This is a genomic window from Leifsonia sp. HAY1-4F, from assembly GCF_056755275.1.
Genome location: NZ_JBNDHX010000010.1, coordinates 41088 through 59477 on the forward strand (window position 1 = coordinate 41088; position 18390 = coordinate 59477).

The 18390-nt window shown below is 70.5% G+C and carries 17 protein-coding genes; 10 read left to right on the plus strand and 7 right to left on the minus strand.

Going from position 1 to position 18390, the window contains the following annotated elements; translation table 11 throughout:
• The first annotated feature begins 41 nt into the window (after nt 1-41).
• Nucleotides 42-1424, plus strand: a complete 1383-nt coding sequence (locus ACPYOG_RS03780; RefSeq protein ID WP_481292923.1) for an aldehyde dehydrogenase family protein — start codon at nt 42-44, stop codon at nt 1422-1424.
• 227 nt (nt 1425-1651) lie between these two features.
• Entirely contained in the window at nt 1652-3160 is a 1509-nt protein-coding gene (locus ACPYOG_RS03785; RefSeq protein WP_481292939.1) for an aspartate ammonia-lyase, read from the plus strand.
• 298 nt (nt 3161-3458) lie between these two features.
• On the opposite strand, the gene ACPYOG_RS03790 is transcribed toward ACPYOG_RS03785, so the two are convergent.
• From ACPYOG_RS03790 to ACPYOG_RS03810, 5 genes are all read right to left on the minus strand, one after another.
• The gene (locus tag ACPYOG_RS03790) at nt 3459-3611 is read right to left on the minus strand and encodes a hypothetical protein (RefSeq protein ID WP_481292924.1); all 153 of its coding nucleotides are present in this window, start codon (nt 3609-3611) and stop codon (nt 3459-3461) included.
• A gap of 138 nt (nt 3612-3749) precedes the next feature.
• Nucleotides 3750-4682, minus strand: a complete 933-nt coding sequence (locus tag ACPYOG_RS03795) for an alpha/beta fold hydrolase (RefSeq protein ID WP_481292940.1) — start codon at nt 4680-4682, stop codon at nt 3750-3752.
• 37 nt (nt 4683-4719) lie between these two features.
• Nucleotides 4720-5595 (minus strand): fumarylacetoacetate hydrolase family protein, encoded by an 876-nt coding sequence (locus ACPYOG_RS03800; RefSeq protein WP_481292925.1) that lies wholly within the window; start codon nt 5593-5595, stop codon nt 4720-4722.
• A gap of 35 nt (nt 5596-5630) precedes the next feature.
• Complete coding sequence (locus ACPYOG_RS03805) at nt 5631-6392, minus strand: glycosyltransferase family 2 protein (protein ID WP_481292926.1); 762 nt, start codon at nt 6390-6392, stop codon at nt 5631-5633.
• Nucleotides 6393-6427: 35 nt separating this feature from the next.
• A complete protein-coding gene (locus ACPYOG_RS03810; RefSeq protein WP_481292941.1) occupies nt 6428-7954 on the minus strand; it encodes a DNA-3-methyladenine glycosylase 2 family protein in 1527 nt (508 codons plus the stop codon).
• A gap of 228 nt (nt 7955-8182) precedes the next feature.
• Here ACPYOG_RS03810 and ACPYOG_RS03815 point away from each other — a divergent pair, with 228 nt between their 5' ends.
• Complete coding sequence (locus ACPYOG_RS03815; protein WP_481292927.1) at nt 8183-9580, plus strand: FAD-binding oxidoreductase; 1398 nt, start codon at nt 8183-8185, stop codon at nt 9578-9580.
• A 164-nt stretch (nt 9581-9744) separates the two neighbouring features.
• Nucleotides 9745-10119, plus strand: coding sequence for an FKBP-type peptidyl-prolyl cis-trans isomerase (locus tag ACPYOG_RS03820; RefSeq protein WP_481292928.1), 375 nt, complete (start codon nt 9745-9747; stop codon nt 10117-10119).
• A 66-nt stretch (nt 10120-10185) separates the two neighbouring features.
• Here the strand turns inward: ACPYOG_RS03820 and ACPYOG_RS03825 are convergent, their stop codons facing one another.
• Nucleotides 10186-10626 carry a carboxymuconolactone decarboxylase family protein gene (locus tag ACPYOG_RS03825; RefSeq protein ID WP_481292929.1) on the minus strand — a complete coding sequence of 147 codons (441 nt, stop codon included), beginning with the start codon at nt 10624-10626 and terminating at the stop codon, nt 10186-10188.
• Nucleotides 10627-10704: 78 nt separating this feature from the next.
• Between ACPYOG_RS03825 and pdxR the strand changes: the two genes are divergently transcribed.
• The 4 genes from pdxR (at nt 10705) to rpsO (ending at nt 14058) form a co-directional block, all read left to right on the plus strand.
• Nucleotides 10705-12159 (plus strand): MocR-like pyridoxine biosynthesis transcription factor PdxR, encoded by a 1455-nt coding sequence (gene pdxR, locus ACPYOG_RS03830; RefSeq protein ID WP_481292930.1) that lies wholly within the window; start codon nt 10705-10707, stop codon nt 12157-12159.
• Nucleotides 12160-12166: 7 nt separating this feature from the next.
• Entirely contained in the window at nt 12167-12811 is a 645-nt protein-coding gene (locus tag ACPYOG_RS03835; protein ID WP_481292931.1) for an acyl-CoA-like ligand-binding transcription factor, read from the plus strand.
• Between the two features lie 81 nt (nt 12812-12892).
• The gene (locus tag ACPYOG_RS03840) at nt 12893-13654 is read left to right on the plus strand and encodes a VOC family protein (protein WP_481292932.1); all 762 of its coding nucleotides are present in this window, start codon (nt 12893-12895) and stop codon (nt 13652-13654) included.
• A 134-nt stretch (nt 13655-13788) separates the two neighbouring features.
• Nucleotides 13789-14058 carry a 30S ribosomal protein S15 gene (rpsO, locus tag ACPYOG_RS03845; protein ID WP_090036365.1) on the plus strand — a complete coding sequence of 90 codons (270 nt, stop codon included), beginning with the start codon at nt 13789-13791 and terminating at the stop codon, nt 14056-14058.
• A 76-nt stretch (nt 14059-14134) separates the two neighbouring features.
• Here the strand turns inward: rpsO and ACPYOG_RS03850 are convergent, their stop codons facing one another.
• Nucleotides 14135-15310, minus strand: coding sequence for a low temperature requirement protein A (locus ACPYOG_RS03850; protein ID WP_481292933.1), 1176 nt, complete (start codon nt 15308-15310; stop codon nt 14135-14137).
• 18 nt (nt 15311-15328) lie between these two features.
• Between ACPYOG_RS03850 and ACPYOG_RS03855 the strand changes: the two genes are divergently transcribed.
• On the plus strand, nt 15329-15763 hold the full coding sequence (locus tag ACPYOG_RS03855; protein ID WP_481292934.1) for a VanZ family protein: 435 nt from the start codon (nt 15329-15331) through the stop codon (nt 15761-15763).
• A gap of 305 nt (nt 15764-16068) precedes the next feature.
• On the plus strand, nt 16069-18390 hold a 2322-nt coding region (locus tag ACPYOG_RS03860; RefSeq protein WP_481292935.1), incomplete at its 3' end, for a polyribonucleotide nucleotidyltransferase.

Sequence of the window (18390 nt, forward strand, 5' to 3'; positions counted from 1 at the left end):
GCCGTAGCGGACCGGCGCGGCCCCATTCGTATGATGGGCGCATGACGCATGCGCGCACGGTCGAGGAACTCCGGTCCGGCTTCGAGCGGGGGATCACCAAGCCGCTCGCGTGGCGGCTGGGTCAGCTGAAGGCACTGCGGCGGATGCTCACCGAGCGCTCCGCCGACTTCGAGGACGCCCTGCTCGCCGACCTCGCCAAGAACCCCACCGAGTCGCAGATCGCCGAGCTCGGCTTCGTCGTGGGCGAGATCGACCACACGCTGAAGCACCTCCGCCGCTGGCTGCGTCCCCGACGGGTCCCGGTGCCCGGCGCCCTGCTCCCGGCCCGCGCCTCCACCATCCTGGAGCCGGTCGGCGTCGTCCTCGTCATCGCGCCGTGGAACTACCCCGTGCAGCTGCTGCTCGCGCCGCTCGTCGGGGCACTCGCCGCCGGCGACGCCGTCGTGCTGAAGCCGAGCGAGCTGGCGCCGGCGACGTCCGCGACGATGGCCCGCCTCATCCCGCAGTATCTGGATACGCGGGCCGTCGCGGTCGTCGAGGGCGGAGTGGAGGGCACCACCGAGCTCCTGAGCCAGCGCTTCGACCACATCTTCTACACGGGCAACGGCCGCGTCGGACGCATCGTGGCGGCGGCCGCCGTCGAGCACCTCACCCCGGTCACCCTGGAGCTCGGAGGCAAGTCGCCGGTCTACGTCGACGACACCATCGACCTGGCAGCTGCGGCACGCCGCATCGCCTGGGGCAAGTTCATGAACGCCGGCCAGACCTGCGTCGCCCCGGACTACGTCCTCGCTGACCGTGCGGTCGTTCCGCGGCTCGCCGACGCCCTGCGCGACGCAGTGCACGCGCTCTACGGCGACGACCCCGCGCAGAGCCCGGACTACGGTCGCATCGTCAACGATCGTCAGTTCGAACGGCTGACCGGGATGCTGGGCTCGGGCACAGCGGCCGTCGGCGGCGACCACGATGCCGCGACCCGGTACCTGGCGCCGACCGTCCTCGTCGACGTCGCCGCCGATGCGCCCGCGATGGCGGAGGAGATCTTCGGCCCGATCCTCCCGATCCTCCCGGTCGACGGGCTGGACGATGCCATCCGCGTCATCCGCGCCGGCGACAGGCCGCTCGCCCTGTACGTCTTCACCGCCAGCGCGAAGGCGCGCCGCCGCATCCTCACCGAAACGAGCTCGGGAGCGGTGGGCTTCGGCATCCCCGCTGCGCACCTCGCCGTGGCCGGCCTTCCCTTCGGCGGGGTGGGGGAGAGCGGCTCGGGCGCCTATCATGGCGAGCGCTCCGTGCGGACGTTCAGCCACGAGAAGGCCGTGCTCAGCAAGCCGCTCGGCCCCGACACGATGCAGTTGGTCTACCCGCCGTACACCGAGGCGAAGGACCGCTTCGCGCGCGGTCTGCTCCGGAAGCTCGGCTGATGGACACGGCGTCCAGTGGACAGCCCGATCGTCGTACAGAGCGTCCAAGGGGCGCCGACGGGTCAGGAGTAGGCTCGTCTCTGCCGGAGGCCACGAACAACCGGTCAGATATGCACGCCAACGCACGACGAGAGGCAACGGAGCCAACCGTGAACCCGATAGCGACAGTGAACGACTCGAAGACATCCCCCATCCCCGTGATCGCCCAAAGCACCGACCAGACCGTCATCGACGCGTCGGAGAACGTGTCCGACGTCCCCACCGCGAGTCCCGACGGGCGACCCACCCGCACGGAGACCGACTCCCTCGGCAGTCGTGAGATCCCCGCGGACGCTTACTGGGGCGTCCACACCTCGCGGGCGCTGGAGAACTTCCCGATCGCCAAGCGGCCCATCTCCGTCTACCCGGACCTCATCGTCGCGCTCGCGAGCGTCAAGCAGGCGGCCGCCCGCGCCAACCTGGAGATCGGCGTGCTGGAGCAGCACAAGGCCGAACTCATCGACCGGGCCTGCCAGCTCATCATCGACGGCGGCTACCACGACCAGTTCGTCGTGGGCGTGATGCAGGGAGGCGCCGGCACCTCGACGAACATGAACGCCAACGAGGTGATCGCCAACCTCGCGCTCGAGCTCGACGGACGCGAGAAGGGCGACTATGCCCACATGCACCCGATCGACGACGTCAACCGCAGCCAGAGCACGAACGACACCTACCCGACGGCCATCAAGATCGGCCTCACGTTCTCCCTCGCTCACCTCCTCGACGAGCTCGCACTCCTCCGTGACTCGTTCGCGCGCAAGGCCGAGGAGTTCCGCAACATCCTCAAGGTCGGGCGGACGCAGCTGCAGGACGCGGTGCCGATGACCCTCGGGCAGGAGTTCCACGGCTTCGCGACGACCCTGACCGAGGATCACGCCCGGCTCACCGAGACCAAGTGGCTGCTCGCCGAGGTCAACCTCGGCGCGACCGCCATCGGCACCGGGATCACGGCGGACCCGGGCTATGCGGCCTCGGCCGTGCGCCACCTCAACGCCATCACCGGCCTCAATCTGGAGACGGCTCCCGACCTGATCGAGTCGACCAGCGACGCCGGCGCGTTCATGTCCTTCTCCGGCTCCCTGAAGCGGAGCGCCATCAAGCTCTCGAAGATCTGCAACGACCTCCGCCTGCTCTCCTCCGGCCCGCAGGCCGGACTCGGCGAGATCAACCTCCCGCCACGCCAGGCGGGCTCCAGCATCATGCCCGGCAAGGTCAACCCGGTCATCCCGGAGGTCGTCAACCAGGTCGCGTTCTCCGTCGCCGGGGCCGATGTCACGGTCACCATGGCGGCGGAGGGCGGCCAGCTCCAGCTCAACGCCTTCGAGCCGGTGATCGCCCACTCCCTGATGCAGAGCGTCACGTGGATGACGCAGGCGTTCCACACGCTGCGGGTGAACTGCGTCGAGGGCATCAGCGCCAACGAGGAGCGCCTGGGCGCCATGGTCGGCTCCTCGGTCGGCGTCATCACGGCCCTGACACCGCACATCGGCTACGCAGCGGCGGCCGCGCTCGCGAAGTCCGCCCTGCTGACCGGCCGTAACGTCGCCGACCTGGTGGTCGAGGCCAAACTGATGAGCCGCGACGAGGTCACCCGCCTGCTGTCGCCCGCCCGGCTCAGCGGCCTCGAGGTCATCACGACCGCGATCCCGGTCGTCGAGGCGGAGGCCATTGCGCAGGCGCGCGCCGAGCGCGAGTAAACTTTCGAAAATACATATATTTGGGATCGCTCTCTAGGCAGAGCAAGTTGTCTACTGGCACCCTGGTAGCAGTCGTCGTGCCCGGCATGGCGATCAGGGCGCCGACGCCGTGACTCTCGCTGCTCCGAGCGTCGACGCCCGTCGACGGTGATCCCGCCTCGCGTGTCTTTCGGGCGGAAGCCGACGTGCACTGAACTCTAGGGGAAAGCACTTCGGCGCCGCGAGCCCTTTCCCGGAGCGGCAGGAGAGCGTACTCTGCGCCTCCTGCAGCCCGGTTCCCTCGCGCTCAGGCACGCCCTCACTGGAAGGGCGCCCACTCCTCCAAGTCGTACTCGAGCTCGATGCCCGAGTAGAGCCGCACGCGCCACACGCGGCTATCGCCTCCCACGAACTGGCCTCGCGCGGTCTCCATCGACCATTCGCCGTCCCCGACACGCTGCCATCGGATCATTCCTACGTGTTCTTGCAAGCGCGGTGCGTGCGGCGGGTGAATGAAGTCGTCTTCAGACATCGACTCATCCTCAACCTCCCTCGCTGCTGGGCTATATTGCGCCCTGAGTGGACAGCCCCGCCATCCCCCAAACGGGTGTCACCGACGCGGTGCGTCGCCGTCCCTCGCTTCGGCCTCGCGGAACAGGGCGATCATGTCCCGCCCGAGCTGGTGCGGCGCCGTCTCGCACGGGCTGTGGCCGGTCCGGTAGACAGCGAGTCGCGCATTCAGGGCCTGTGCGTTCGCGGCGTGGAGGTGCGTCGGCCAGAGGTCGTGATCCCCGGTCACTACGAGCACCGGGATGCCGGACGCGGCGACGCGCTCGCGCACATCCGGCACGTGCTTCATCAGCCCGACGATGTCGTCGACGCTGGACCGGCGGGTCAGGGCGAAGCGGGAGCGCACGAAGGCGAGGCGGCTGTCGGACACCTTGTTCTTGTTCGTCGTGATGCCCCAGATCATCAAGGTGGCACCGCCGCGCGCGGTGACGAACCAACTCAGCCAGCCGATGATGCGCACCCCGCGGAACGACTGCCCGGGTTCCGGTGGCGCCGTGAGCAGCGTCAAGGAGCGGAAGAGCCCGGGATGCTCCACGAGCGCGAGCTCGGACAGGATGCCCGCGAACGAATAGCCGAGGACGTGCGCCGGGCCGCCCTTCTTCAGGAACGCGACGATGTCGGCGACGAGGAGTCCGTACGTGTAGTGCCCCCCGGAGACCGGACCGGCGTCCGCCGACTCGTACTGCCCGGCCAGATCGAAGCTCTGCACGTAGTATCCGGCCGCGACGAGGATCGGCGCCAGCAGGTAGAAGTCCTCCTTGGACCCGGTCACTCCCGGGATGAGGACCACCCGTGGATCGGCCGGGTCGCCGAGCGAGGCGACGGCCAGCTCGCCGCTCGGTGCCCGGAATCGCGAGAACGCCGTCCCGACGGGTGCGATGGACCAGTCGACGTCGGGCAGGGCGGCGTCGAGGCGCTCAGCCTCGTCGTCGCCCCCCGTTACCGGACGCGTCTCTCCGATGGACACAGCAATAAGCTAACCCACCACGGTGCGGTGCTGCAGGGCAGCGTCAGGTGACCCGGCAATACGTGGTGAGGTAGCCGATCCCGCCGATGGACACGGTGACGGTGGACCGGTCGCGCAGGAACACGGGCGGGGTGCGCGAGTAGCCGGCTCCGCCCGGGCTGCCCGTCGAGATGAGGGTGCCCGGCGGAATAGTCGCGGAGCGCGAGAGGAACTCGATCAGCTCGGCGACCGAGCGCACCATGTCGGCGGTGGACGCATCCTGGAGGATCGCGCCGTCGACGTTCGTCGTCAGCCACAGATCCTGGGGGTCGGCGATCTCGTCGGCGGTGACGACGACCGGGCCGGTGGGGGTGAAGCCGTCGAACGATTTGCAGCGCGACCACTGCGCCTCGGAGAACTGCAGGTCGCGCGCCGTGATGTCGTTGACGACCGTGTAGCCCCAGACGTAGTCGAGCGCATCGCGGACGGGGACGTTGCGGGCGGGCCTGCCGATGATGACGCCGAGCTCCGCCTCGTAGTCGACCTGCGTGGAGAGGTCGGCGGGCCAGCTGGTGGTGCCCCCGTGGCCGGCGAGCGAGTTCGGCCACAGGTTGAAGACGGTCGCCGCTTTCTCGCTGCGCAGTTTCAGCTCGGACGCGTGGGCGGCGTAGTTGGCTCCGATGGCGATGACGTGCGGCGGTCGCAGCACAGCGGAGGCGTGACGCAGCTCGTGCACAGGAGGCAGGTCGTGCGCCGAGGCTTCCGCCTCGGTGACGACGCCCCGGACCTCGGCGAGCCCCTCGTCACCCCGATCGATCAGCTCCTGCAGGTCTCGGGGCGCGTCGCCCATCAGCTCGTCGAGGAAGAGGGCCCCGTCTCCGATGACGGCGGCCAGGCGGGGCCGGGAATCTGCGGCGTTGCTGAGGTGCGAGAATCTCACCGGTCCAGGCTATCGGGCCGAGGCACCTCCGCCGCTCACGCTACGGCGCCCGGAGCGTCGGGACCGTGTTCCCGCGCGCGGCGCCGCTCCACCCTCCGCCGCCACGGCGACTGCTCGGGGAAATGCATGCTCAGCGTCGTGTACGCCCAGCGCAGGCGGCGGCCGAAGCCCCGCCAGGTGGCGAACGGGCGCGCCGAGATGCCGACCGTGAGCCGTTCGTCGTAGCGCACCGTGGTCTCCAGGTCGAGGTGGAGGGAGAGGTCCAGATCGTCGTGGATGTCGCCGCGGTCCCGGTGCACCCGGTCGCGGACGTCCTGCCACACCTCGCGGCGCATGGCGAAGTTGGAGCCGAACACCGGCGGATTCCCGAGCCAGAGCCCGATCGCCCAGAAGTAGCCGCCGATGTAGAGCACCTGACCGAGGCCCGCGACCACCGTGCTCCCGTCGTAGAACACCCCGCGCCCGGTGAGGACGCCGACCTCCGGCGCGTCGACGAGTTCGGCCTCGATGTGCAGCAGCCAGTCGGCCGGGGGCCGGGAGTCGGCGTCCAGCCGGGCGATGATGTCGCCGGTGGCGGCGTCGTACCCGGTGGATGCGGCCGGCCAGATCCCGCGCAGCGGCTGCTCGATCACCCGGGCGCCGCCCGCCCGGGCGACGGCCGCCGTGTCGTCGGTGCTGCCGTTGTCCACGACGATGATCTCGTCCGCCGGCCGCAGTTGCGCGGTCAGGTCGGTCAGGCAGTGTGCGAGCATCTCCGCGTCGTCGAGCGCGGGGATGACGACCGAGATGGAGGGCACGGTGAGACTTTACGCTGCGTCAGGCCGGGAATACGTTACCTCGGTCGCAGGCTCCCTCGGCGCTGGGGTCGCGCACCGCTCCGCGGCGCCCCTAGCTCCACCGCGCGGTTCCAGAGATGCATTCCGGCGTAGCTCCGCCACGGCGCCCAGGCGTTCGCGTGGGCCAACAGTGCCCGCGGCTCGGACGGCAGCCCCAACCGCGCGGCGCCCTGCCGGAGGGCCAGGTCACCGGTGAGGAGCACGTCCGGGCTGCCGAGGACCCGCAGCGCGATGTACCCGGCCGTCCACGGCCCGATCCCCGGCAGTGCGAGCAGCCGCTGCTCGAGGTCGTCCCGCGATTCGCCGATATCGATCGTCAGGCGACCCTCGGCCAGCGCCTCCGCGACCCCGACGACCGCGTCGATCCGGCGCCCCGGCCCGCGCAGCACCTCGCGCCCGCGCTCGGCGATCGCGGCAGCGGTGGGGAAGAGTCGCGTGAATCCGCCGCTCGCCGGCGCAGACTCGCCCGGAATCCGCAGCTCGACCGGCTCGCCGAGCGCTTCGGTCAGCCGCGTCAGGGCGGTGCGCGCCGCGGCGACGGAGACCTGCTGGCCGATGAGGGCACGGAACACGATCTCCTCGGCGTCCACCGCACCGGGAACCCGCAGGCCCGGCGACGCGGCGACACTCGGCGCGAGTGCGGGATCGGAGGCGAGGACGGCGTCGATCGCCTGGGCGTCCGCATCCAGATCCAGCAGCCGCCGCACGCGTGCGACCAGCGGGGCGAGGTCCGATACGTCGGCGAGGGCGGCGTCGCACTGCACCGCCGGGGCATCCGTCGTGCCGGTGAGCGTGAGCCGCACCACGGCCGGGCCGTGCGGGAGCCGGAGCGCGCGGGCATAGTCGGCACCGGCTGCACCGGGCGCCTCGACGCCGGGGATGGACCGCGCCGCCAGGAAGCCGATGACGGACGCGCCGTCGAACGGCGCACGAGCCGGCAGCCGGAGGCTGAGGGTCACGGCGCCCGCCTCCCGATGGGTCGCCGAGGGGGACCTCCGCGCCGCCGCCCGGATCGCGCTCGGCGGCATCCGGTACACCTCGGCCATCGTCTCGTTGAACTGGCGGACGCTGCTGAAGCCGGCCGCGAAGGCCACGTCGGTCACGGCCAGGTCGGTGCCGGTGAGCAGCAGCCGTGCCGTCTGGGCGCGGTGCGCGCGGGCCAGGGCGAGCGGCCCGGCGCCGAGCTCGGCGGTCAGGACGCGCGTGAGGTGGCGGGTCGTGTAGCCGAGCCGCTGTGCGAGCCCGGGGACGCCATCCCGCTCCACCGTTCCGTCGGCGATGAGGCGCATCGCGCGGGCGGCCAGGTCGTCGCGGACGTTCCACTCGGGGGAGCCCGGCACCGCATCCGGGAGGCAGCGCTTGCAGGCGCGCAACCCGGCTTCGTGCGCGGCGGCCGCTGTGAGGTAGAAGGTCACGTTCCCCGGCTTCGGCGTCACGGCCGGACAACTGGGGCGGCAGTAGATCCCCGTCGAATGGACGCCGGTGATGAACTGCCCGTCGAACCGCGCGTCCCGGGCGCTCATGGCGCGGTAGCGCTCCGCGAAGACGGGGTCGGCGAGCCGGCCGTCGGTCGCGACAGTGGCAGGCGCTGTCGCCGTCGGGGTGGCCGTCGAGGGGTGCTGCACCGTGCTCATCTCCCCAGCGTGACACCAGCCACCGACATCCGATAGCGGAAATCGGACATCAGCGCCGGGTGTGCGGCGCCGGAGGCGCAGCCCCGGGCCGGCGATCGGCCTCGCTAGCCTGGACGCATGGATGTTCTCGACTGGCTCGCGACCGCGCTCGGCGAGGACGCCGCCGCAGCCGGCGTGCTGACGACCGACCCCGCCCTCCTGGATGCGGCACGCACCGACCGCTCCGGCTGGGTCGCGGCGGGCACGCCGCGCGCGATCGTGACCGCACGCTCCGTCGAGCACGTGCAGGCCACCCTGCGCGCGGCCAGCGAGTTCCGCGTCCCGGTCGTGCCGCGCGGCGCGGGCACGGGCCTCGCCGGGGGAGCCAACGGGACGGACGGCTCCATCGTCCTCGACGTGTCGGCGATGAACCGCATCCTCGAGATCTCGGCCGAGGACCAGCTCGCCGTCGTCGAGCCGGGTGTCATCAACAGCGACCTGAATGCGGCACTCGAGCCGTCCGGCCTGTTCTTCGCGCCCGACCCGGCGAGCAGGGCCATCTCGACCGTCGGCGGCAACATCGCCACCAATGCCGGCGGACTGCTGTGCGCCAAGTACGGAGTCACCCGGGAGGCTGTGCTCGCTCTGGACGTCGTCCTCGCGGATGGACGCCTGCTGCGCACGGGCCATCGCACCGTCAAGGGCGTCACGGGCTACGACCTGACCGCCCTGTTCGTCGGGTCGGAGGGGACGCTCGGCGTCATCGTCGGTGCGACCGTGCGGCTGCAGCCGATCCCGTCGGGCGAGCCGGTGACCCTCGGGGCGATCGTCCCCGACGTCGGCGCGGCGGCGCAGGCCGCGGCACGCATCACCGCGGCCCGCCTCTGCCCGGCGGTCATGGAACTGCTCGATGCGCCCGCGCTCGAGCGGATCTCGGCCTACCTCGGGCGCGAGACGATCGAGCAGGCATTCGGCGCGAGCGGGGGAGCGTCCTACCTGCTCGTGCAGTTCGACGGCCCGACGGCGGACGCGGATGCGCGTGCTGCCGCCGAGCTCCTCCGCGAGGCCGGAGGCACGGTCCGGGTCGCGGCCGATGCCGAGGAGGGCGAGCGGCTGCTCGCCCTGCGGCGCGCCTTCCACCCGGCCCTGGAATCCGGCGGCGAAGTGCTGATCGAGGATGTCGCGGTGCCGCGATCACGGATGCCGGAGATGTTCGCGGCGATCGAGCGCATCTCGGAGCGCTACGGCATCCTCATCCCGACGGTGGCGCACGCGGGAGACGGCAACCTGCACCCCAACTTCGTCTACACCGGCGACACTGTGCCGGACGCGGTGTGGGATGCGGCGGGCGACCTGTTCCGCGCCGCCATCGAGCTGGGCGGGACCCTGACCGGCGAGCACGGCGTGGGGATGCTGAAGCGCCGCTGGCTCGCAGAGGAGCTTGGTCCTGACTCCTACGAGCTCCAGGTGAAGCTGAAATCCGTGTTCGACCCGCTCGGCATCCTCAACCCCGGCAAGGTCTTCGGCGGCCCTTAACAGACTCGACCCCCGGTGGTGCGGCGATGCCTGCAGCGCTCCCGGGGGATCGAGTTATGCGTCAAGGATGCCTCCAGGCACCCCTCGAGCGCAACCCCCTTCGTGGATGCGCGGTCAGCGAACGCACTTTGACGCCGCCCCTCCGCACCGGTTGGATGGGACCTATGGCAGAGAACACCAACCAGAAGCCCGAAGTCGACGCCCCCGAGGGCCCGGCTCCCGAGACGCTCGAGATCGTCGACATCGTCGAGGGCACAGGACCTGAGGCCGCGCCCGGCTCCAAGGTCGACGTCCACTACCTCGGCGTCGAGTACGAGTCCGGCGAGGAATTCGACTCCTCCTGGAGTCGCGGTCAGTCGATCGACTTCCCGCTGAACAACCTCATCAAGGGCTGGCAGGAGGGCATCCCGGGCATGAAGGTCGGTGGACGCCGCAAGCTCACCGTCCCGCCGGCGCTCGCCTACGGACCGGCCGGCGGCGGTCACCCGCTGTCCGGCAAGACTCTCATCTTCGTGATCGACCTGCTCGGCGTCAGCTGAATCGGCGTACGCCCCGGAAGCGCTCCTCGGCATCTGCCGGGGAGCGCTTCGTCGTCGGGGGCAGGGTCAGAGGCTCGGGGGCTGCATGTGGGTCGGGATGGCGACCCGGTTCCAGACGTTGATCGTGGCGATCGCGAGCAGCAGGTTGGCGAGCCCCTCGTCGCCGAACTCCGCGAGCGCTCGCTCGTAGAGCTCGTCCGGGACGCCGGCCTGGTGGATCAGCGTGACGGCCTCGGTGAGCTCGAGGGCGGTCCGCTCGCGGTCCGTGAACCACGGCGACTCCCGCCAGGCGCTGACCGCGAACACCTTGCGGAGCGGGAGGCCGTCGCTCTGCAGGTCGACCGAGTGCATGTCGACGCAGTAGGTGCAGCCGTTGATCTGCGAGGCGCGCAGCCGGACGAGGTTGCCGAGGGGCTCTTCGACCGCGCGGCCGACGTAGCCGTCGAGGTTGATGATCTTCCGGTACCCCTCGGGGACGAGGGAGCTGAGCTGGATGCGTTCTGTCATGCCCGTCACGCTACGGGCGCGATTGGCTGCGTGTAAGATCCAATTCCGTCGGTTCTGATCAGACCATTCGGAGGAATCGTGGAATTGCATGTCGCGATCGGCGGCCGAGGGGATCGCGCCGACCGCATCTACCGCCAGCTCCGGGATGGTGTCCTCGACGGACGCCTGCGCCCCGGCGAGCGGCTGCCCGCCACGCGTGAGCTCGCCGCACAGCTGCAGGTCTCGCGCTCGACCGTCTCGACCGCGTACGAGCGGCTCACGGCGGAGGGGTACCTGACCGGGCGCGTCGGAGCCGGCACGTTCGTCGCCTATGCCGGAGCGCCGCATCCACTCGTCCGCTCCCGCCGGCCGGCCGCAGCGGTGCGGCCTGCTCCCGCCTGGCGCGATCTCGACGATCCGCTGTGGGCCGAGCCCCGGCCGATCGCCTACGACTTCAGCGTCGGCTCGCCCGATCCGGCGCTCTTCCCGCTGGAGACCTGGCGTCGCTATGTCACCGCGGAACTGCGCGGCGGCTTCCGCCGCTCCGGGCTCTACGGCGATCCGTCCGGCGTCGAGCGGTTGCGGGAGGGGATCGCCCGGCACCTCGGGCTCGCGCGGTCGGTGGAGGCGGACCCCGGCGACGTCATCGTCACGAGCGGCGCCCAGCAAGCCTTCGACCTGCTCGCCCGGGTGCTGCTCCGGCCGGGCGACACCGTCGCCGTCGAGGACCCCGGCTACCCGCCCGTCCGGCAGCTCTTCGAGATGTCGGGCGCGCGCGTCGTGCCGGTCCCCGTGGACGAGTACGGCCTCCGTGTCGACCTGCTGCCGCCGGCCCGGCTGGTCTACGTGACACCGTCGCACCAGTTCCCGCTCGGCGGCATCCTTCCCCTCGAGCGGAGGGTCGCGCTGCTCGAATGGGCCGCCCGCAACGACGCGGTGGTGATCGAGGACGACTACGACAGCGAGTACCGCTTCGGCGCCCGCCCCCTCGACCCGCTGCAGCGATTGGATGGGGAGGGCCGCGTCGTCTACGTCGGCACCTTCTCCAAGACGATGCTCCCGGGCCTCCGCCTCGGTTTCCTCATCGCCCCGCCGGGGCTGCTGCCCGCACTCCGGCATGCGAAGCGGCTGACCGACTGGCACAACGACGTCGTGACCCAGCGGGCGATGGCGCGCTTCCTCGATTCGGGCGGCTTCGCCCGGCACGTGCGCGGCGCGACCCGCGACTACGAGGAGCGTCACACGGTGCTGGTGGAGGTGGCCGAACGGATGCTGCCCGGGCTCGCGCTCGTGCCCTCCGCGGCCGGTCTGCACCTCGCCCTGCTCGCCCGCGAGGGGAGCGGGGGATTCGACGGGGCCAGGGTCGAGGAGCGCGCGGCCGGTGCCGGCGTGGCGGTCCAGCCCATCTCGCGCTTCCGGCTGGGCGCTGGGCCCGACGGGCTCCTGCTGGGCTTCGGCGGGATCGCGGCCGATCAGCTCCCGGATGCGCTCCGGATCCTCGCGCAGGCCGTGGACCGGGAGCGCGCGTCGCAGGCCGGCCATCCGGTGCCATGATCGGAGGATGACCTCGCCCGACTCGCGCGCGGCGGCATCCGCACCCGAGACTGCCGCGCCCGAGGCCGCGCCTGCGCGGGCTCGCCGCCGCGGCCGCCCCGCCGACGTCGACCCCGAGCGCGTGGCGCTGCTGGCCCTCCGGCACTTCGACGAGCACGGCTACGAGCAGACCACGATGGACGACATCGCGCGCCTGGCCGGCATCGGCCGGAGGACGCTGTTCCGCTACTTCCCGAGCAAGCCTGCGCTGGTCTGGGGCGGCATCGAACCCGTCGTCGGCCGGATGCACGCCGTCCTCGATGCGGCCGGCGACGACGAGACGACCCGCGACGTGCTGGAACGCGCCATCAGCGAGTCGCTGGCCATGACGCCGGAGGCGGAGGAGGCGACGCGGCGGCGGATGACCCTGATGGGAACGCATCCCGCTCTGATCGCTTTCGGCTTCACTGCCATCGCGGCGAATCGTCACATCCTGGTCGATTTCCTGGCGCGCCGGCTCGAGGCCGACCCGTCAGGCCTGCGCGTACAGGTGCTGGCGGACGCCCTCGGCTCGGCCCACTTCTCCGCGCTGCTCTGGTGGGCGCGCCACAGCGACGGGTCGCCGGCCGAGGTCGTGCTGGCGGCCATGGACGAGCTGCTCCGCGGCATCTGACCCGGACCCGGCAGTACCGCGTCGGCTGCCCATCCCGCTGCCCCTCTCGACCCGTGCAGCGTGCGCGAGTAGCGTGTGCGCATGCCGATCGAAGACGACTTCCCGCAGGGCACTCCCATCTGGGCGGATCTCCAGACCGGTGACCAGCCCGCCGCCTCCACGTTCTACCGCGACCTGTTCGGCTGGGAGGTGGCCCCCGCTTCCCCGGACACCGGCGGATACGGAATGGCCTCCCTCAGCGGTACGCCCGTCGCAGCGATCGGACCGCTGCCTCCCGGGAACGTCCATGCGACCTGGACGGTCTATTTCTCGGTGGACGACCTGGACGTCGCGGTGGATGCCGCACGGGCGGCCGATGGCTCGATCCTGATGGAACCGGGTGAGGTGTCGCCCGGCGTCCGGCTGGCGATCGTCGCCGATCCGGCCGGCGGGGTGTTCGGCCTCTGGCAGCGGCGCGCCGACCCGTGGCTGCGCGACGAGCCGGGCGCCGTCGACTGGCTGGAGCTCGTCGCAGCGGATCCGGCATCCACCTTCCCGTTCTACGAGTCCGTGCTGGGCGTCGGCATCAGCGAGATGCGCGTCGGCACGGAGCCCTACGGCCTCTTAGATGTGGGGGAGACGAGCGTCGCGGGCGCATACCGCTCCGATTCGGGGGAGCGGGCCCACTGGCTCGTCTACTTCAACGTCCCGGACCTCGACGCCGCGGGCGCGCGTGCGACCGAGCTCGGAGGGACGCTGCGCACCGAGCCCATGTCGGCGCCGGGAGTGGGCCGCTGGGTCGAGATCGTCGATCCTCAGGGCGCCGCTTTCGCCCTTCTGGAACCGGAGCCGGAGCCCGCCTGAGCCCGTCGTCGCGCGGCCGGTCGCATCCGGCCCTTCTGGTAGACTCGACAAGTTGCCGTCGAACGGCCGCGGATCAAGAGAGCCCAGGCATACGGCCCCGGGCACCGCGCAACGAACTGAAAGGGGATCCCTCTATGGCGCTTGATGCAGACACCAAGAAGGCGATCATCGAAGAGTACGCTACCCACCCCGGTGACACCGGATCCCCCGAGGTCCAGGTCGCGATCCTGACGAAGCGGATCAAGGATCTCACCGAGCACCTCAAGGAGCACAAGCACGACCACCACTCGCGTCGTGGCCTGCTCCTCCTGGTCGGACAGCGTCGCCGTCTGCTGGGTTACCTGGCGGACATCGACATCAGCCGTTACCGCTCGCTGATCGAGCGTCTCGGCCTTCGTCGCTAGTCTTCGATCGACTCCGCGAACTTCTTACGGACGGGCCGTCACCTTCGGGTGGCGGCCCGTTCTGCGTGTCCGGCCGCTACCGGCGGGCAGCCGCCTGATCCAGCAGCGTCGCGGCGACGAGTGCGGCGGCGACCAGGGCGATCCCGATCGTCACGCCGACCAGGCCGATCACCGGCGAGGCGAGCGGCAGGAGCAGCACCAGCGCCAGTGAGATCACCGTCTTCACCGGACGGATCACGACCTCCGGGACCAGCGGAGCGTGCAGGATGTAGAGCATCAGGAGGAAGACGGCCACCGGCACGGCCATCGCGTACTCCACCATCGTGTTCGAGGCGCTCGAATGGGCGGCGCCCGCCTGGACCGCCACCTCCAGGCCCGCCCCGAGTGCCGCCAGCGATGCGAACACGAAGTAGTGCCCGTAGCCCCAGTAGAAGGACCGGGCGCCGCGTCCTGACCGGAGGCCTTCGGCGGCCGGCTCGAGGAAGTACAGCCACCACAGGGCGAACAGCAGCACGAGCCCCGCCACGGCGATCCACACCAGCGCGCTGGAGAAGCCCGACCGGGCCAGCGCGTTCTGAACACCGGCGGCGGAGGCCGACACCGACTCGCCGAGCACGATGATCGTGAACAGCCCGTAGCGCTCCGCGATGTGGTGCGGGTGCCAGCTCGTCATCCGCGGACGCTCCGCCCAGAGCGGCATCGCGAGTTCCAGGAGTGCCGCGACCAGGAACGTCGGCACGGCGAGCTGCGCAGGGAGGAAGCCCCACGCGATCCACACCACCTGCACGGAGGCGACGCCCACGGCATACCGGAGCGCCGTCGTTCGCCCCTCGGGATGCTCGACGCCCGCGCGGATCCACTGAGCCACCAGCGCCAGCCGCATGATGATGTAGCCGACGATGATCGCGGTGAAGTTCTCGTCGTTGTACGCGGCCGGGACGCCGGCGGCGAGGACGAGCACGCCGGCCATCTGCACGAGGGTCATCACGCGGTAGAGGACGTCGTCGGTGTCGTAGGCCGAGGCGAACCAGGTGAAGTTCATCCACGCCCACCAGATCGCGAAGAACACCATCAGGTACAGCGGAAGGCGGTCCAGCACGTGGCCCTGCACGCCCGCGTGCGCCAGCTGGCCGGCCACCTGGGCGATCGCGACGACGAAGGTGAGATCGAACAGCAGCTCCAAGGGGCTGGACACCCGGTGCTGCTCGTCGGTGGAGCGCCCGGTCATCGGGATGCGGAACGCGGTGGTCATGTGGGCCAGCATAGGAGGATGCGCCGCCGAGCCGTGCTCCCCATCCTGATCGTCGTCTACCTCGGCGCCGTCGGCTGGATCACGCTCGACCCGGCGCCCGGCGACCCGGCCGGCAACCCGCTGCTGCGGTCGCTCCTTCGTGCGGTTTCCGCGGTGCCCGGCCTGCAGTGGGTGGACTACGGCGTCGCGGAGTTCTCCGCGAACGTGCTGCTGTTCGTGCCGATGGGCGTGCTCTTCACGGTGCTGTTGAGCCGGTGGCGGTGGTGGCTGGCCCTCGCCGTCGGCGTCGCGGCGACCTTGACGATCGAGTTCGTGCAGCTGTTCCTCCCGGCGCGCTTCAGCGACCCGCGCGACCTGCTGGCGAACACCCTCGGCACTCTCGTCGGCATCGCCCTCGTCTCCGTCCTCGCGCGCCGTCCCGCAGGGCACCGTGCACGGCGAGCAGCGCTCTGAACTCCTCCGGCTGGCCACCGGCTGATAGGATGCTCGTGGTCGGCCGTGCGCCGACCATCCAACTCAAAACCGAGAAGGAACCCGGAGCAGGCTGGCAGGAGCTGGTCCTCGGTGGTGGTATCCGGATGCGGCCGCACTCTGACAGTGCCGCAACCGTGTATTTCTACTGATGGCCAGACGGGCTCAGCCCCACGCACCCGCATGGGATGCCGCGTACACACGACGTGTCGATCTGCCTGTTCCTGCTCCTTGGATGAAGTCGCGTCCACATGGGACCGCGACGTTAAACAAAGGAGACAGACCTCTTGGAAGGTCCTGAAATCAAATTCGCCGAAGCCGTGCTCGACAACGGCCGCTTCGGCACCCGCACCGTCCGGTTCGAGACCGGACGCCTCGCCCAGCAGGCGCAGGGCGCAGTCGCCGCCTACCTCGACGAGGAGACGATGCTGCTGAGCGCGACGAGCGCCAGCAAGCACCCGAAGGACAACTTCGACTTCTTCCCGCTCACGGTCGATGTCGAGGAGCGCTCGTACGCCGCCGGGAAGATCCCCGGCTCGTTCTTCCGCCGTGAGGGCCGCCCCTCCACCGAGGCGATCCTGGTCTGCCGTCTGATCGACCGGCCACTGCGCCCGTCGTTCGTCGACGGCCTCCGCAACGAGGTCCAGATCGTCATCACGGTCCTCAGCATCGCGCCGGGCGAGTTCTACGACGCGCTCGCGATCAACGCGGCCAGCGCCTCCACGCAGATCTCCGGTCTGCCGTTCTCCGGCCCGATCGCCGGTGTGCGCCTCGCGCTCATCCCCGGCAACGGTGCTCACGAGGACCAGTGGATCGCGTTCCCGAAGGCCGACCAGCTCGAGGAGGCCGTGTTCGACCTCGTCGTCGCCGGCCGCGTTCTCATCAACGAGGACGGCTCCGAGGGCGACGTCGCGATCATGATGGTCGAGGCCGAGGCCACCGAGAACAGCTGGAACCTCATCCAGGGCGGTGCGGTCAAGCCCAACGAGGAGATCGTGGCCCAGGGCCTCGAGGCGGCCAAGCCGTTCATCCGCGAGCTCGTCGGCGCGCAGAACGTGATCGCCCAGCAGTCGGCCAAGGAGATCCAGGACTACCCGGTCTTCCTGCCGTACAGCAAGGAGACCTATGACAACGTCGCGGGCCTCGCCTACGACGACCTCGTCGCGGTCTACCAGATCGCCGACAAGGTCGAGCGCCAGAACGCCGACGACGCCCTCAAGGAGCGCGTCAAGGTCGCCATCACCGAGAAGGTCGAGGCCGGAGCGCTCCAGCCCGAGGCCCTTCAGCAGTTCTCGGCCGCCTACAAGTCGGTCTCGAAGGTCGTCATGCGCGGCCGCGTGCTGCGCGAGGGCATCCGCATCGACGGCCGCGGGCTGACGGACATCCGTCCGCTCGACGCCGAGGTGCAGGTCATCCCGCGCGTCCACGGCTCGGCGATCTTCCAGCGCGGCGAGACCCAGATCCTGGGCGTCACCACGCTGAACATGCTCAAGATGGAGCAGCAGATCGACTCGCTGTCGCCGATCACCAAGAAGCGCTACCTGCACCACTACAACTTCCCGCCCTACTCGACCGGTGAGACCGGCCGCGTCGGGTCGCCGAAGCGTCGCGAGATCGGGCACGGCTTCCTCGCCGAGCGCGCCCTCGTGCCGGTGCTGCCGAGCCGCGAGGAGTTCCCGTACGCGATCCGTCAGGTGTCCGAGGCGCTCAGCTCCAACGGCTCCACGTCGATGGGCTCCGTCTGCGCCTCCACCCTGTCGCTGCTGAACGCCGGTGTGCCGCTGCGCGCCCCGGTCGCCGGCATCGCCATGGGCCTGGTGTCCGACGTCGTCGACGGTGAGACCCGCTACGCGGCGCTCACCGACATCCTGGGCGCCGAGGACGCGCTCGGCGACATGGACTTCAAGGTCGCCGGCACCAGCGAGTTCGTCACCGCGATCCAGCTCGACACGAAGCTCGACGGCATCCCGTCGTCGGTGCTCGCCGGCGCGCTGAAGCAGGCGAAAGACGCGCGCACCACGATCCTGAGCGTGCTCAACGCCGCGATCGACCGTCCGGACGAGATGGCCCCGACCGCGCCCCGCGTGATCTCGGTCCAGATCCCGGTCGACAAGATCGGTGAGCTGATCGGCCCGAAGGGCAAGACGATCAACGGCATCCAGGATGAGACCGGCGCCGACATCTCCATCGAGGAGGACGGCACCGTCTACATCGGCGCCACCGACGGCGCGTCGGCCGAGGCGGCCCGCGCCCAGGTGAACGCGATCGCGAACCCCACCAACCCGGAGGTCGGCGAGCAGTTCCTCGGAACCGTCGTCAAGATCGCCGCGTTCGGTGCGTTCGTCTCGCTGCTGCCCGGCAAGGACGGCCTGCTGCACATCTCCGAGGTCCGCAAGCTCGCCGGTGGCAAGCGCGTGGAGAACGTGGAGGATGTGCTCGGCGTCGGACAGAAGGTCCTGGTCGAAATCACCAAGATCGACGACCGCGGAAAGCTGTCGCTCGCTCCGGTGATCGCCGACGAGGCGACCAGCGACGCACCGGCGGAGTCCGCTCCCGCCGAGCCCGCCCCCGCCTGTCTCTTATACACATCTGACGCTGCCGACGACGGA